This is a genomic window from Nonomuraea sp. NPDC049695 (assembly GCF_040674955.1).
GTDB classification, from domain to species: Bacteria; Actinomycetota; Actinomycetes; order Streptosporangiales; family Streptosporangiaceae; genus Nonomuraea; species Nonomuraea helvata.
In genome coordinates this window covers 1-14737 of record NZ_JBFANV010000155.1, presented here as the reverse complement: position 1 = coordinate 14737, position 14737 = coordinate 1, and the positions used below count along the sequence as shown (strand labels likewise).

At 69.1% G+C, this 14737-nt stretch carries 12 protein-coding genes; 2 read left to right on the top strand and 10 right to left on the bottom strand.

The features are described from left to right. From AB0J64_RS55025 to AB0J64_RS54995, 7 genes are all read right to left on the bottom strand, one after another. Positions 1–1035, bottom strand: a 1035-nt coding sequence (locus tag AB0J64_RS55025) for a nitrate- and nitrite sensing domain-containing protein (protein ID WP_364046208.1), incomplete at its 3' end; no start/stop codon positions are given. Positions 1036–1599: 564 nt separating this feature from the next. Beyond that, positions 1600–2370, bottom strand: coding sequence for an ABC transporter permease (locus AB0J64_RS55020; protein ID WP_364046206.1), 771 nt, complete (start codon positions 2368–2370; stop codon positions 1600–1602). Continuing rightward, positions 2367–3083: an ABC transporter permease gene (locus AB0J64_RS55015; RefSeq protein WP_364046204.1), complete on the bottom strand. Its 717-nt coding sequence runs from the start codon at positions 3081–3083 to the stop codon at positions 2367–2369. Before AB0J64_RS55015 ends, AB0J64_RS55020 begins: the two co-directional genes overlap by 4 nt. Positions 3084–3537: 454 nt before the next feature. Continuing rightward, a complete protein-coding gene (locus AB0J64_RS55010) occupies positions 3538–4734 on the bottom strand; it encodes a methyltransferase (RefSeq protein WP_364046202.1) in 1197 nt (398 codons plus the stop codon). Beyond that, entirely contained in the window at positions 4731–5786 is a 1056-nt protein-coding gene (locus AB0J64_RS55005; protein WP_364046200.1) for an ABC transporter substrate-binding protein, read from the bottom strand. Before AB0J64_RS55005 ends, AB0J64_RS55010 begins: the two co-directional genes overlap by 4 nt. Before the next feature lie 138 nt (positions 5787–5924). Next, a complete protein-coding gene (locus tag AB0J64_RS55000; RefSeq protein ID WP_364046198.1) occupies positions 5925–6737 on the bottom strand; it encodes a hypothetical protein in 813 nt (270 codons plus the stop codon). Beyond that, complete coding sequence (locus AB0J64_RS54995; RefSeq protein ID WP_364046196.1) at positions 6734–7639, bottom strand: SAM-dependent methyltransferase; 906 nt, start codon at positions 7637–7639, stop codon at positions 6734–6736. The genes AB0J64_RS55000 and AB0J64_RS54995 overlap by 4 nt, the downstream gene beginning before the upstream one ends. 659 nt (positions 7640–8298) lie before the next feature. Here AB0J64_RS54995 and AB0J64_RS54990 point away from each other — a divergent pair. Together AB0J64_RS54990 and AB0J64_RS54985 are read left to right on the top strand one after the other, a co-directional pair. Further along, the gene (locus tag AB0J64_RS54990) at positions 8299–9504 is read left to right on the top strand and encodes a hypothetical protein (RefSeq protein ID WP_364046194.1); all 1206 of its coding nucleotides are present in this window, start codon (positions 8299–8301) and stop codon (positions 9502–9504) included. After that, positions 9504–10415, top strand: coding sequence for a dihydrofolate reductase family protein (locus AB0J64_RS54985; protein WP_364046192.1), 912 nt, complete (start codon positions 9504–9506; stop codon positions 10413–10415). The genes AB0J64_RS54990 and AB0J64_RS54985 overlap by 1 nt, the downstream gene beginning before the upstream one ends. A gap of 273 nt (positions 10416–10688) precedes the next feature. Here the strand turns inward: AB0J64_RS54985 and AB0J64_RS54980 are convergent, their stop codons facing one another. From AB0J64_RS54980 to AB0J64_RS54970, 3 genes are all read right to left on the bottom strand, one after another. Continuing rightward, positions 10689–12242, bottom strand: a complete 1554-nt coding sequence (locus AB0J64_RS54980) for a methyltransferase (RefSeq protein ID WP_364046190.1) — start codon at positions 12240–12242, stop codon at positions 10689–10691. A gap of 590 nt (positions 12243–12832) precedes the next feature. Continuing rightward, complete coding sequence (locus tag AB0J64_RS54975) at positions 12833–13663, bottom strand: SAM-dependent methyltransferase (protein WP_364046188.1); 831 nt, start codon at positions 13661–13663, stop codon at positions 12833–12835. 44 nt (positions 13664–13707) lie between these two features. Further along, a complete protein-coding gene (locus AB0J64_RS54970) occupies positions 13708–14157 on the bottom strand; it encodes a hypothetical protein (RefSeq protein WP_364046186.1) in 450 nt (149 codons plus the stop codon). Positions 14158–14737: the final 580 nt, after the last annotated feature.

The window sequence follows — 14737 nt, the reverse complement described above, 5'->3', positions numbered from 1 at the left end:
GTCGCGCAGCAGGCTGACGGTTTCCGGCAGGTGGTGGCCAGCAATCTGCAGGGCCTCGACCCGGAGCTTGCGCAACGGCTTGACCAACGACTGGGCCATGAGGAAGGTGACGACGAGTACCGCGAGCAGGAGCAGGAGCATGAGGGCCGCGGCCAGCTGCGCCCGATGTCGGGCGTCCTCTTCCAGAGCGCGGCTCTGCACGATGATCGACTCCGTCATGCGTTTCTCGACCGTGCGCATGGCGTCGATGGTGTCGGTCATGGCCTCAAACCAGCGGCTGGCGTCATCGCTGCCGGGGGTGAGATCGAGCCTCGCGTTCTCATTCGCTTGGGCGAGCGCGCGCAGCCGGAAGAGCTCGGCGAGGTCGATATCGGGACCGGCGACGGTGTCGTCGTAGAACTGCTGCTGATCGAGGGTGGCCACCGACCGGAACACGGCGACTTCGCTGTCTTGCTGGGCGCGGGCGTCGGTGAGGGTGTTGAGTTCGCCGCCTTGGAACCGTCCTGCCGCAGCGACGCCGGCCAGGAGGCCGCGCTGTTGTGAAGCGGCGTCCTTGGCCTTGGTGAGGGCGGACAGGGCCCGGACGCTGTTGCTGAGCGGCTCGTCTTGGAGCCCCTGGTTGATTTGGACGTGAATGCGCAGGAAGAGGTCGCTGATCTGTGAGTACTTGGTCAGCGTCGGTAGCGCGGGCAGCTGCGAGGTGATGGCGGTGTCGCGGGTGGTGGCGATCTCGGGTAGGCGGGTGAGGATCTGCTGGGTCAGGGACCAGGCGCCGTCGCCGTGCTCGCGGGTGATGGCTCCGGCCTTGTCTCTGACCATGGCGATCGCCGCATCCACGGGTGCGAATTGCTCGCGCAGCGCTTTCTCGCGGGTTCTGCTCCGGCCGGTGGCGACAAAGTACACGGCGTGGTCTCGCTCTAGTGCCAGGTGGTGGGTCAGCGTGGTGATCGCGGCGCTGAGCTCGGCCTTTTCCCGAACACGCTGGTATTGGGCGGCGCTGCTGATGGAGGAGGCGATCTGCAGGGCACCGACCACGACACCCACCGTGGTGGGGATGACGATGAGGGCGATAAGGCGCCATCGCACCCGCAGGTCACGCAGCCGGAATCGGCCGCGGAGAGCTTTCGTTCTCCGCGGTGGCGCTTGTCCGGGGGGTGGCAGGTGCGGCCGCGGATCGCCCACGGTCGTCGATTGAGTCCTCACAGGGGTTCCACCTTCACGTGGTGATGCACCAGGGATGCGGGCCGCGCGCGGACATGCGCGGCACAGAGCGAGCACCCGGGTTCCGACAGTGCTGAAATGGGCCGTGAGACTGCGCTGGTGCGCAGCCTCACGGCCGCCGCCCCATCCAGGCCGGCTCGGGGCGGGAAGGCTGTGGGCCTCGCCGAAGGCGGCGGCTGGTAGGACCACAGCAAGGATGGCGTCAGCCCACATCGGACTGACCGCCGAGCACGTGAGTCATGCCCCCAATCCGGGCAGGCGCTGGAGTGCCCGTCCGCGCGAGTTCGCCAGCTGGCCGCGCAACCCATGCGCCGATGTCGTCGCCGGTCCTCGCCGTCGAAGGCAGGCGGATCGACGCTGCCTCGGCTTGCGGCGGCGCTATGCATGCGTCCTCCATGCGAGGTGGCGCCGTTCCAGGGCAACGAAGGCTGCGTTCAGCACGATGCCGAGCACGCCAAGCAGCGTGATCACCGACCACATGGCGGCGACGTCGATATTGCCTTCGGCCTCGCGCAACCGGTAGCCCATCCCATCGGTGCTGCCGGCCATCTCCGAAACCACCATCATGATCAGCGCAAGGGAGATGCTGAGCCGCAGCCCCGCCAAGATCTTCGGCAGCGCGGCGGGAAGCACGATGCGGAACAGCCGGTGGCCGAGCCCCAGCCGCAGAACGGCGGCAGTGTCGAGATAGCCCGGGTCGATCGAGCGCACGCCCTCCATCGTGTTGATCAGGATGGGCCAGATCACTCCGAACACGATCAGCGCTACCTGCAGGGGCGTGCCGATTCCGAACAAGAGCATGAACATCGGAAATAGCGCTGAGGGAGGCATGGATCGGGCGAAATGCAACGCCGGCTCCAGCAGCGCGGACACCACTCGCAGGCTGCCGATCACTACCCCGAGGGCTATCCCCGCCACGGCGGCCATACCCCACCCGGTCCCTAGCCGGGCCAAGCTGGGCAGCAGGTCACTGGCAGCCTCCGGGGTGAGAAACCCACGGGAGGGCGGACCGCTGAACCACATCTCGTACATGCGGGCGAGGATCACGCTCGGCGGCGGGAAGAAGAACATGCCGGCCGTGCGTGCCCCCACCTCCCAGCCCGCGGCAACGGCGGCAGGCAGCCCGAATCGGCGTATCGAGGCGATCACGATAGTTCCGTTCTTGCGCGGCGCCAAGGGAACAGGCGTCGCTCCGCCACGCCGCACAGCGCGTTGGCTGCCATGCCGAGCACGCCCGTCCATAGCGTGCCCGCCAGCATGCGTTCGACGTCGTTGGCGCTGCCCGCCTGTGCGAGGAAGGCACCGATGCCGTTCATACCTCCGGCGACGATCTCCACGCTGACCGCGACGATGAGCGTGATCGAGACCGCGATGCGCAGCCCGGTGGCGATGAAGGGTGCGGTGCTCGGCAGAGAGACGCGCAGCAGCACGGCCAGGGGGCCGAACCCGAAGCTGCGCAGAGTCTGCTTGGCCAGCGGGTCGACCTCCGCCAGGCCGTACATGGTGTTGATCAGCAGCGGCCACCAGCTGGCGTAGACGATCAGCGCGATCTTGGCATCCTGGTTTTCCGTCCACAGGAAGATCGCCAGAGGGGTCAACGCCAGGGCGGGAATGGGACGCAGGAACTCCAGAAGCGGCCGCACTGCCCGTTCCACCGCCGGCACAGATCCGAGGAGGAGCCCTGCAGGCACCGCCGTGAAGACGGCGATGAGCAGGCCGATGCCGCAGGCGGCCAGCGTGGCGCCGATGTGCGTCCAGAACTCCTGGTCCAGGGGCAGCGTGACTCCGGTTACGGTCACAGTGGACAAGCGCGGCAGCAGGCGGGGGTCGATCAGGCCACTCCAGCTGGCCAGCTCGGTCAAAGCGGCGCCGCCGACGATTCCGGCCGCGCCGAGCAGGATGCGTCTCCGCGGCGATAAGAAGGCTGGCGCCCTCATCGCGGACTCCTTGGACGGTGAAGCCGGCCGGAGGTCAGCTTCGGGCGGTGCCCACAGGACGTGGCCGTCCCGAACGCCCGGGACATTCGGGAGACGGCCAGGACGACGTTGGTCAAGATCGGCAGGGTCTTGACCAAGCAGCGGACCAATCCTGGGATGACCAGAGTTCGGCCGGTGAGCGTGTCCGCCCGAATCGGGGTCGGGCCGGAACCGATACGCATGGTGAACCACTTCCGGGCGGTATTGATAATGGCGCTGGCCCGCTGCGGAAGCCGAGCGAGCTGCCATGGCCAACGGGGGGAGCGCAGACGAGGTGGCAGAGTTAGCGGAGGCAGGCCGTGGGGTCTTCTGGCCTGCCGACCACCTTCCGAAGCTGCCGCTAGTTGCCTGCCTCCGCTGGAACGGCGATCAGCAGCGTCTGACCGTGGGCCAGCGACAAGGTCGTGCGGCACCGCAGCCCCGCCTGTTCCATCAACGCGAGCAGTTCCTCCAGGGTGCGTTCCTTGCCGCCGGGGAACATCGCCATCATCCGCAGCCCGAGATCGATGGTCGGGCTGTACTCCCCGGGCTGCGCCGGCTTGATGGCCTCGATGCACCACAGCTCCGCATCGGGGCCGCTGTCGCGCATGGCGGTGCCGATGAGCGCCAACAGCGTCACGCATTCCAGGTCGGACCAGTTGTGCAGAATCGACGACAGCAGGTAGCGCTGAGCGCCCGGGAAGACGACGGAGAAGATGTCGCTCACCACGACCTTGCTCCGTTCGGCCAGGCCCTGACCGGTCAGGTACGCGCTGGCTCGCGCGGCGACGTCCGCTCGCTCCACGAGCACCCCCCGTAGGGTGGGGTGGGCGTGCAAGATGGCGGCCAGCACGCCGCCCTGCCCGCCGCCGAGATCGGCCACGGTCTGCGCCCCGACGAAACCGTCCGCCAAACTGGCCAGCTCATGACCGACGGCGGCGCTGCGGGAGACCATGAACTGGTCGAACAGCGCGGCCAGGTCGGGCTCCTCGGCCAGGAGCTCGTACGGGTCGCGTGCACCGTCCAGCACTGCGGGATGACCGGTGCGCACCGTCTGGTCCAACGTGCCGGCCGCCTGCCACCACAGCGACGAGCCGGTGACCTTCACCGCCGCATACATCGAGTCGTCCGCATCCGGCCGCAGCGCCATCCCCGTCGGGGACAGCTGGTAGCGGCCACGATGGGCTACGACGATGCCGTAGCAGTGCAGAGCCGACAGCAGTTGCCCCATCATGGCGGGGTCGGCATCACAGCGTGCGGCCAGCTCCTCACCAGAAAGTTCCCCTGCGGCGGCCAGACGCTCCGGGCCGCCCACCGACACGAACGCGTGGAGTGCGGCGAACCGCAACGGGGCGTTGATCATGTCCTGGATGATGTCGCGCGGCGTCGTGTAAGCCGGCGTCACCGACGGCGGTCGCGGACTCTCCGGTGCGCGTTGGCGTAGTAAGGAGGGCGCGTCGTCGCCGTGTGGGTGGCGTGTCGTGAGCGGCTCGTCCTCGCCGGACATGGGCGGCGAGGTAGCCTGCGCTCCGCTGCTGCTGTGTTCGGAGGTCGTCACGGGGTCGCTCCTGTGGATGAAGAGACGCTGGGGGAAGAGGCGGCCAGGGGGCTGCGCCAGATCACGTTCTCGGCGTTGATCGGTTTGCCGCTGGTGAGGTAGCCGAACTGGAGCATGGCGTCTGCGACCCGCTGATAGCGGCGTCCCTCCAGCGTGGTCGGGAAGGAACCGAGCGCGATCACGGACGCCTTGGCGGGCTCGATGTGCGCGTAGGTGGGGAGGATCGCGGTGACCGCGCTGCGGTCGCTGGCCGCTATCTGCTGTCCGCGGTTGAGGGCCCGCTGAAAGCGGGCCACGACGTCCGCGCGCTGACGCACTTGTCCCGGGTCGGCGTTGACCCAGGTTGTCGACACCGCCCAGCCAGCGATCGGGAACTGGTCGGTTGGCCCCGACGCCGCATCGGCCAACTGCCGGGCGCTGTACTTCGTGGCGCTGTCGGTGATGTAGGGCTCGACCTCCCAACCCACGTCCACGCCGCCGTGCTCGCCGCCGCGCTCGACCGCCTGCGGCATGTCGGGCAACTTAATGAAGACGAACTCGATGTCGTCCTTGTTGAGGTCTTTCTCCGTCGCGAGCGTTATCTCAGTGGTGAGCGTCGCGACAGACTGGGGTGTCGCCACGCCGATACGTTTCTTGCGCCCGCTGCCGCTCCACTGCAAGTCCTTGAGACTCTTCAGGGGCGAGTCCTTCTTCACCATCAGGGAGAAGGTGTTCTTCTTGGCCGCGTAGGCGTCGGCCACCAGTCGAAGCTTGCCGGGCTGTTTTTCTTCAACCTGGAAGAATGTCACATAGTTGGCCAGCGAGAACTGCCAGGCCCCGCTGAGCAGCTTGGGGACCGCCTCGGCGAGACCTCTGATCTCCTTGGGCTCGATCTCCAGGCCCTCCTGGGCGAAGAAGCCGCGCTTCATGGCGATGAACAACGCGGCATTGTCAGGAATGGGCATGTAGGCAACGGTGATCTTCTCCAGCTTGTTCGGCTGCGGGGCTTCGGCGTTCGTGCAGCCGCCAAGCGCTAAAGAAAGCGATGCGAGTACTAAAAGCGTTCGTCTCAAGTACATCTCCAGAAAGGGAGGGGGTGGCATGGGACGTGGGCATCCCACGGTGGGGTTCGCGCCCACGGCGATGAGTAGTTCGTCGCGGGCTGAGGAGAGAAGCGCGGACGGCAGAGAGTGTTCCGGCCGCGTTGTTGTTCAGGGGGGCGCCGATGGCAGGCGTGGGGCGGTGATCCGTGCCCTTTCGCGGCTCAGGAGACGGACGGCGTTCGGCAGGACCTGTGTGGCACGCAGCTTCGCGGGCTCGTCCGGGCGAATGGGTGGGAGCCACGCGAAACGGGTGGAATCGGTCAGCGCGATCAAGTTGTGGCATATCCCGATGGCCGTCACCCAGCGATTGATCGGGATGGCGGTGGCGCTGTCGTCGAACGGGGAATTCAGGGCATCAGCCAGCGCCTCGCCGGCGGCCAGGGCCGGTGAGGCCCGTTCGGCGTCGGTGGCCATCTCGAGGGACAGCTCGTGGATTCGCAGAATGCCGCATCGCAGCGCCTCGCAGGCGTGCTCGAACTCGGCGCTCGCGTCATGAGCTGGTGAGGTGGGTCCGTCATCTGGTGCGGTGACGGCATCCCAGTCAGCAAGAGAGAACGCCCGGTCGTCCGGTGCGCCAGTGTCGAACTCTTCCCGCCTGGCCCGGGGCGTCAGGCTGCGGACGAGAGCTTCGTTGATGGCGGTGGACAGCGCGGCGGCCGCTGTGTCGACGTCGTTGGCCGCGTGCTGCCCGGCCCAGTCCGCTGGCGTAGACCGGCTGGCCGGCCGCCAGACGAAGTGGTTGCTGTCCAGCCGTACGAGCATCGATGCCTTGTCGATGAGCAAGTGGGGCTGGCCGTTGCGGAACACGATCGAGGCTTCCAGGTGGTGGTCGGCCAGAGCCGCTCGCAGGTCGTACAGGGCAGGCATGGGCGGTTCATGGCCCAGGCCGCGTGAGGCGATGTCTTCCATGGTGGCGCTCACACGGCTTCCCGCGGCTGGTATCGGCGTGGGGTGGCCACGCCGCCGAGGAAGTTGGCGGCCATTTCGGGCAGCAGCGCCTTGTCGTCCGGATCGAGCCGCCACTGATGGACCGGCACGAGGCCAGGTTCGCGCCACGTCCACTCGTCGCCGAACAGGCCGCGGATGCCGCCGCTCGAACGGGCCGTCATCGTCGCGGTCGCGCCGGAGTAGACCGCGGTCGCCTCCTTGACGGTTCTTTCTTCGAGGCCGTCGGTGCAGGCATGGCTGAAGATCAGCGCGCTTCCCGGCGGGAGCGCTGCCTGCAGCGTGTCCATTATGGCCGTCGGGTCGTCGGCGTCGGCAAGGAAGTGCAGCAAAGCGACCATGACGACCGCGATGGGCTGCTCGAAATCGATCCGCCTGCGAACATCGGGGTGGTCCAGGATGACGTCGATGTCGCGCACATCCGCTTGGACGACCTGGGTATGGGCGTTCTCGGCGAGGATCGCGCGGGCATGCACGAGCACCACCGGGTCGATGTCCACGTACACGACGGACGCGCCCGGCTGGATGCGCTGGGCGACCTCGTGCACGTTCTTCTGCGTGGGAAGGCCCGAGCCGATGTCAATGAACTGACGTACGCCGTCGGCGGCGACGGCCTCCACTGCGCGGCCGAGGAAGGCGCGGTTGGAGCGAGCGGCCTCGCGCACCCACGGCGCCACCTTGAGAAGCTGCTCGGCGGCCTCCCGGTCGGCGGGCCAGTGGTTCTTCCCGCCGAGGAGGTAGTCGTACATGCGGGCGACGTTGGGGACGGTCGGGTCCAGCGCCCGTTCCTCGTACGACAGCTGGCTGTCCAGCGAGGGCGTGTCCCACGCTGTGGAGCCCTGCTTCGCCGCGGTGGTTGCGGCCGGTGGCATGGTCATCGGCGCTCCCTGCGGGGGCCGATGTGGAAACAGCGGTGGGCGGCAGTGGCATCCGCGGCTACCGTATTCATTCAGATCGGACCTCCATCCGATCAAGGGCTCGCCACGCTCAACGCGACTATGGAGTGTGGCGAGCCCGTTCTCTTTTGTTAGGGGCAATATCCGCTGGCCCATCACAGCGCGGTGCATGGTGCTGGCGGAAGGAGACCGGGCAGGAGCAATGAGGAGTAATGAAGGGCAATTCCTCCTGCCAGACGGTGATGAAAGGCGTACATGCGGAATCTGCCGACATTTCACGCGCGGCCTCGACGGCGGCGCGGTCTTTGATGGACGGCAGTTCATGCCCTCTACCTAAGCTTGGCCGGCACCATCGCAACAGTGTTCAAAAGGGGTTCACTTTCCGGCGGGGGGTTCACAAGGGGTTCATTCCGCCACACCGGCCGAGGAGTGACCAAAGGCGCCTGAGCTGGATGGATAAGGGATTGGTGCGGCATGTCGCTGCGAGCGGTGGCGGCCGCCCGTATGCTCACGACGCCTGGCACGGCGGGAGGTGGCCGTCTCCATCGCGCGGCCGGCAGCGCGCGGGCAGGTGCAGGAGGAGACACTGGTGGGGGCGATCAGGAGGAGAATCCTCCTGTGGCAGTAAGGCGAGGTGACCGATGGATGAGACGCTCGCGTGGTGGCAGCGGCTGAGCGCGGCTCGAGCGGACAAGCAGCTGACGCAGGAACAGCTCGCCACCAGGCTTCACGCCCTGGCGGGGCATGCGACTCCGTTGCCGAAGCCTCCCGACCTGGCACGCATGATCCGCTACTGGGAGTCCGGACGGAACGTACCTCGTCCCATGTACCGTACGCTGCTCAGCGGTGCGCTGGACGTGTCAGTTGGCGCCCTGTTCGGCACGAATCCTCGTCGCAGGTCTCTGCAGGCCAGCCAGTCGGCCAGCGCGCCGCGCCTGCCCGCCGAGGAACACCTGGGTGACGTCTTGGACCACCTGACCAGCCAGTGGCATCTGCTGGTGCAGCGCGACAACCTGCTCGGCCCCCGCCACACCATCCCGGGCGTACGAGAGCAGCTTGGCTTGGTGACCGAGTTGCTGGCGCCCGCGCGTGGCGAAGATCGGCTGAAGGTGTTACAGCTGGCCGCCCGCTACGCCGAGTCCGCCGCCTGGCTGCATGAGGATGCTGGCCAGCCGGTTGAGGCCCTGCGCTGGACCGACCAGGCCGCCTCGTTCGCCTATGAGGCTGACGATGAGCTCATGCTCGCCTGGACCATGTTCCGCCGCAGCCAGCAGGCCATGACCGACGCGCGGGCAGGCGAAGTGATCGGCCTGACCGAGGCGGCCCTGCGCCGGATCGAGCGGCCGCCGACGGCGATGCGGGCCGCCCTGCTTCAGCAGCAGGCTCAAGGCCATGCGTTGGACGGGCAGGAGATGCTGTGCCTGAACCTGCTGGATGAGGCACAGCGGCTGGCGGACAGGGTGAGCGATGACGGCGACGCCCGGGCCGGGCACGGCTCCTTCTGCACGCCGGCGTACGTGGATGTGGTACGTGCGAGCTGCTGGACCCACCTGGGCAAGCACGCCCGCGCAGTGGCCGCGTACGAGGAGGCGCTGCCGAAGCTGCCGCCCGTCTACCGGCGCGACCGCGGCATGGCGCTCGCCGGACTGGCCGCGGCCCACGCCGGCGGCGGCCAGCCCGAACAGGCCGCCAAGCGGGCGCTGCAGGCGTTGGAGATCGCCACGGCGGCGGGATCGGCACGTATCGTGCGCGTGGTGGCCGGCGTCAATTCCGCGCTTGTCCCCCATCGCAAGAAGCCTGCGGTCGCGGCCCTGCGCGTCGCCCTCGCCAACGCCTCGGGTTTGTGATGGCGTCCCCCATCGAGCTGGCCGCGATGCGGCGGGCGATCGTGCTGTCGGCGTTCGGGCTGGGCGCCACCAGCCCCAATCCGCCCGTTGGCTGCGTCATCCTGGACGCGGGCGGACGCGTGGCCGGTGAGGGCTACCACGAGCGCAAAGGGAGCGCCCACGCCGAAGGCAACGCGCTCGCGGCCGCCGGGGCCGCGGCGCGCGGGGGCACCGCGATCGTGACCTTGGAGCCGTGCAACCACGCCGGCCATACCCCGGCGTGCCGGGCGCTGCTGCTGGACGCCCAGGTGGCCCGTGTCGTCGTCGCCATCACAGACCCCACGTCCCGGGGTCGCGGCGGGATCGCCGAGCTGAGGGCCGCCGGGGTCCCCGTGGAAACCGGAGTTCTGGCGGAGGAGGCGCTGAAGGTCCTGGGGGTGTGGCGGCGTTCCCTGCTGAGGAGCAGGCCGACGCTCACGTGGGCGTATGAGGTGGCGGGCGGGAGGGTGCGCGGCGCCGTCGGCTCGGTCGCGGCCGCCGGCGAGCTGCTGTGGGAGGTGGATGCGGTTGCCGAAGCCGGCGGCCGGCTATGGGAGGCGGTGCCGGACCGGCACGGTCGCGGCATGATGAGCGTGGCGCCGCTGTGGGACGGCGGCGACGTGGCGGCGCTGCTGGCGGCGCTGGCGGCGGGTGGAGTGCGGCATCTGCTCGTGAGCGGCGGCGCCGACGTGGCGGAGCCGTTCCTGCTGGAGGGGCTCATCGACGAGGTGGTCGTCTTCGTGGCCGACACCGGCAGGCCAGCTGATCGGCCTGTATCAGAGCTGGGGTTGCCTGCGGGTTTCCGCATCGAGCAGGTCGGCCGGTCGGCCGATCATGTGCGTGTGCTCGCGCGCCGCGACGATCTGCGCGACGACGTCGTTCAGCTGGCGTGATGGCGCCTGACCCGCCGCCAGTTCACCGACGCGGGATTGTCCCCGCCGGAACCGTTCGCCGGGGCTGGCGGGGCACCCTCGCGGCATGTTGAGGCCGGGGGCTGCGCTCAGCATCGCAGCCCCCGGCCGCCGCCCCTCGGCTGGACCCGATCCTCAGGGGCGGGGAAGCTGCAGCACCCTTGACCTCTCCCATGACCAGGGCGCCGCAGCGACGATCACGTCATCGGCTGGCGTGCACGGGCGCTCCCGCGGCACACGGACAGCCTTCCGGAGTCAGTAGGCGGGCAGCGTCGCGTTCTCGGCGAGGCCGACGAGCGCGCGCTGCTCGGGAATCGTCGGGGGCTGGTCGCGCGCTGTGTGCGCCGCGATGATCGTGTGCTGGCCTGCGGCAATCTCGCCGGAGACGCGCAGCCCGGCCTTGCGTAGCAGCGTCGCGTACTCTGCCCTCGTCCGTGCCCGGCCGCCGCGGGTGCGCGTCATCTGCAGAAGATCGAGCGCGATACTCGGGTGTGGGTCAACGTCGTCCGGCATGACGGTCTCGACCAGCCAGAGGATGCTGCCGGGGCCCGAGGCGTCCATCGCTGCGGCAACACGAGCGAGCAGGTCGCGGGCATCACGATCGTCAGCGTTGTGGATCAGGCAGGGCATCACGTACAGCGGGCGGAAGCCGATGGGGATCTTGACGCGCTGGGCGTGGCCGCGGGTCACGCCCCAGCGGCCAGGGTCGGCTCTGCGGGCGAGCTCGTCGGCTGCGGCGTCAGCGTCGCGGCCTCGTCCGACGTGCACGCCTGTGGTGTGTGGGTGGCGGTGGAGAATCTCGGCCAGCAGGATGTGGCTACCGCCGATGGTGATCACCGTGCGGATGGTGTCGGCGTGGGCGGCGATCGCATCAGCGACGGACGGCGCCATGGCGGCGCTCTGCCAGGCGTGGAAAGCGGCGATGACGCGGGCGGCGCTCGCTGGCTGGCCGGCCATGAGGTCATCCAGGGTGCGGTGGCCGTTCAGCGCGGCAGGGGTGCCGGTGCGTACGGTTTCCTGCATGGTGGCCAGCGGCTGCCGCCACGGAGGCAGCGCATACGTCATCACTGCAGGCCACATGGACGGTCCGCCGGAGGCCGCGGACTGGGTGAGCATGTGCCCGGCGTCGGTCTGCCGGTAGGTGCCGCTGGGCGTTCGGTAGATCCACTGCTGGGCGTCCGCGATCTGTAGCAGCCTCACCAGGTCCTCGAGGGTTGGGCTGGGACCGCTGCCCTCGTCGGCGCCCGCCCGCTGGCACCAGGCATGCACGTCGTCGAGGGCTGCGGGCGCGTGGTCCAGGCGGTCGGGGATGCGTAACGCGCAGAACAGGTGAAGCGCCTGGTACAGGTCGAGCCTGTGAAGAATCATGTCGATCGGGTTGTTGAGGTCGCGGCTGGGCAACGGGCGGACGGCGGCCGCGTCGTGAACAGTCCACGCTCGCAGTGCCGCTCGCATCAGCGCGGTTCGGGCAGTGTCGGGGATGCCGCTTCGGAGCGTGAGGCCGAAGTCGGTCACCTGGTAGGCGCCGTCGAGATTGCGGCGCAGGAACCCGCAGGCGTGGGCGGCGCGCAGCACCCGCTGCAGGTAGTCGCGGCCGAGGTTGGGCGCGCACATGGTCGAGGCCACCCATTCCGCAAGATCGTCAACGGTGGCGGCCGAGCGTGCGAGCCGATCGGGGATGCGCAGGTCACACAGGGTGTACAGGGCGGCGTAAAGGGGCAGATTGTCGAGAATCACCTGCAGGGCATGGCGGTGCCTGTTGAGGGGAACGGGCTCGGCGATGTCGGCGGACTGAGGCGCAGCGGTCATGAACGTGCCCTTACGACGGCGGGACTGGGTGGCGATGACGAGCTGGCAACCTGGCGTGCGGCACGCCAGGGTCACGTTCCGTCCCCTGGTCGGGGAACGGAGGGGCATCGACGGTGAAGGGGATGAGGCCTCCTCCTCTTGCCAGCGGCGTTGTCTCTAGCGAGAGGAGGCGGGTGGTCGGCTCAGGTGAAGGGCGGTGCAGGCCAGGGTGCGGTGGGGTTAACCTGGCCTGCACCGCAGGTGGCCCTGGACGGGGTAACACGGGCCACCAGGAGGGCGTGGCGCGGCCGTTGCCAGCGTGCCGCGTAGTCCACACCTGAAGTTGCGCGGGCGTTGCGGGGCCAAGCTGCGGGTTCCCGCGCGGAGCGGGCGAGAACGGCGTCGGATCAAGGGGCGCAGCCCGGCTAGCGAGAGGACGTGTGCCGTCCGCGCCCCAAGGCAGGCCGCGCGCCCCATGGCACGGTGCCTGCCTTGGGGCGCGGCCGGCGGCCGGGACAGGAGCCGATGTGCACCCGGCGCGTACGCCGGCGGGGGCGTCGCGCGGTGCCGCTGCACGCTAGACACGGTCAGAGCGCGATGCTTCGTCGCGTTCATGGAGAAGCCTTCGCGACGTGCCGCGGGCCGGCAGGGTGGAGGTCGGCGACCGCGCCCAGGATGCTTGCTATGCCCTCCGGCTTGGGGGCGCGGTCCAGCAGCGGCCGCCACGCCGACACTTCGACGAGTTCACCGACCTCGGCGCGTGCATGGTGGGGGTGCAGGGCGAGTCCGCTCAGCAGAGCGGCGATCTGTTCGCGGCTGCGCAAGACAAGAGGGGTGCGCGAGTTCGCGAACGTCGCCGTCAGGGCTTCGGCGGCGGCAGCGTTCAGAGCGTCTGAGCAGGCGTGCGACGTGATGAGCATGCTGCCGGGCGCCAGGTGCCGTTGAAGGCCGGCGATGATGCTGGCCGGGTCGTCCTCGTCGGCGACCCAGTGCAAGATCCCGACGAGGCTCACGACAACGGGCCTTCTGAAGTCGAGCCATTGGGCCGCGTCCGCGAGGACGGGTTGAAGATCTCTCACATCGCCCTGGACGACGCCGACATTGGCCTGGACGCGGGCGAGCAGGGCGCGCGCGTGAGCGACGACCACGTCATCGTGATCGACGTACACCACCCGTGCGCCGGAATGTACTGCTTGAACGACTTGGTGCACGTTCGTCTGGGCGGGGATGCCGGTTCCGAGTTCGAGGAACTGGGTGTGGCCGCGTTCGGCTGCCCACGTGAGTGCTCGCAGGAGGAACTGCCGGTTGGCGATGGCGGCCGCGCGCGTCCCGGGGGCTGCCTTTTCCATCACCGCCGCGGCTTCGGCGTCGACGACGAAGTGATCTTTTCCGCCGAGGAGGCAGTCGTAGACGCGGGCGGAGTTCGGCCTGGTGGGATCCACGTCTGGGAGAGCGGGCGGGCTGGCCCGCAGGGTGCTCGCCGTCATCAGGACCCCAACGTCGTGGGTGATACGCGGCCGGAGTCGTCGCCGGTGAAGCCGCGGGCGGATGGCCGGGCGGGCGCGACGAGGCGAGGCGGCGGTGCGCTCAGGAGCGTGACGGTGAACTGAAGGAGGCGAACGGCCCACATCATCCGAGGCAGCGACCGACACACGATCGGCGGAGGCGATCGGAAGAGTGCCCCTTCGCAGCTCGCGAATGCGAAGCCGCCGTAGCCGGCGGGTGCGATCACCGTCGTCCCGGCCATGCGATGGCTGGCGCCGCCGCACACCGCCAGGTCGGCCGCGGAGCCGTGCGAGAAGAGGAAGCCGTTGACGGCAGGCCCTGCGGCACCGGCCGCACTGGCTGCCGGGTCACCGTTCAGCCTGGCGTGCGCCCGTTGGACGTGCGGAGGACCGTGCAGGGCACGGCGTGCGTGGCTCAGCAGGCGGGCCACGGTGCGAAGTGTGCGGTCGTTCATCGAATGTCCCGATTCGATCCAGGCGTGCCTAAGCCGCTTCCTGCGGCGTGGCATGCTGTCGGACGTGTGCGGAGGGGCGGCCGTACGGGCGCAAGCCGGCCCTGCTGTTCCCCGGGGGACGGCATGCTGCCGGCGAGGAGGCGGCGCACCTCCTGCACCGAGGGCAGGGTTGCCACGTTGACCGGGGTGGCGGGCACGACCCAGCTGGCGTTCGAGGGCCCCGAGGATGGGATGGAGGGTGTCGGCAGCGGGAGCCATGTGTCGGCCTGGCTGTCCGGCTGCTCCGGTCGTGTAAGGACGAGCAGGTCGTTGCCGACAAGCAGCATCGGCGCTCCGGGGGGCAACTCTGCCTGATCCCACGCGCGCAGGAGGCGCCGGCCGTCGGACTCGGACAGGGGCATCGTGTCGAAGGCGACGCCGATCTGCGCGAGCACACTGGCGTGAGGCTGAAGGACCCATCTGGTGCGCAGCACCACTGGGTCGGTGCTGGGCCTGTTCAGGCGGGACGCGGTGAGGCTGGTCCGTACGACGGGCCGTACCTGCGCTGATGTGGTGC